Origin of the sequence: Mesorhizobium silamurunense (assembly GCF_014843825.1) — a bacterium.
GTDB classification, from domain to species: Bacteria; Pseudomonadota; Alphaproteobacteria; order Rhizobiales; family Rhizobiaceae; genus Mesorhizobium; species Mesorhizobium silamurunense.
In genome coordinates this window covers 1-552 of sequence record NZ_JHQR01000467.1, presented here as the reverse complement: position 1 = coordinate 552, position 552 = coordinate 1, and the positions used below count along the sequence as shown (strand labels likewise).

General features: G+C 62.7%; 1 protein-coding gene. It reads left to right on the top strand.

Annotated features, from left to right (window positions below):
• A partial coding sequence (locus DH10_RS36020) for a radical SAM protein (protein ID WP_192385968.1) occupies positions 1–552 on the top strand: 552 nt, incomplete at both ends.

Below are 552 nucleotides of genomic sequence, written 5' to 3'. Positions count from 1 at the left end.
TCTCCACGTTCCGTTCTGCCGGTCGATGTGCCGGTATTGCGGCTTCCCTACCACCATCACCCGCCGGGATGCGCCGATTCTCAATTATCTGGCGATGCTGCGTGACGAGATCCGTTTGGTCTCGGAGCAAACGCCGCGGGCACTGCCCGTGAGCGACGTGCATTTCGGAGGCGGAACGCCGACCCTAATCGGGCCAGCTGAGTTCCTCGCACTGATGGAGTTCCTGCGCCGCCGCTTCGCGTTCAGGAAAACGGCTACTGTTGCCGTGGAGATCGATCCACGCACGTTCACGGCCGAGATGGCCGAAGCCTTAGGAGCAGCCGACATAAACCGCGCGAGCCTCGGCGTGCAGAGCTTCGATCCCATTGTTCAAAAGGCGATCAACCGGGTCCAGAGTGAGGCGCAAACGGCGACTGCCGTCGAAGAGCTGCGCCGGCATGGGGTAGGCCGCATCAATTTCGACCTCATCTTCGGTCTGCCGCATCAGACGGTGCAGTCCTGCGTACAGACCGCTAGGTCGGCGGTCGCCATGCGCCCCAACCGGCTTGCGGT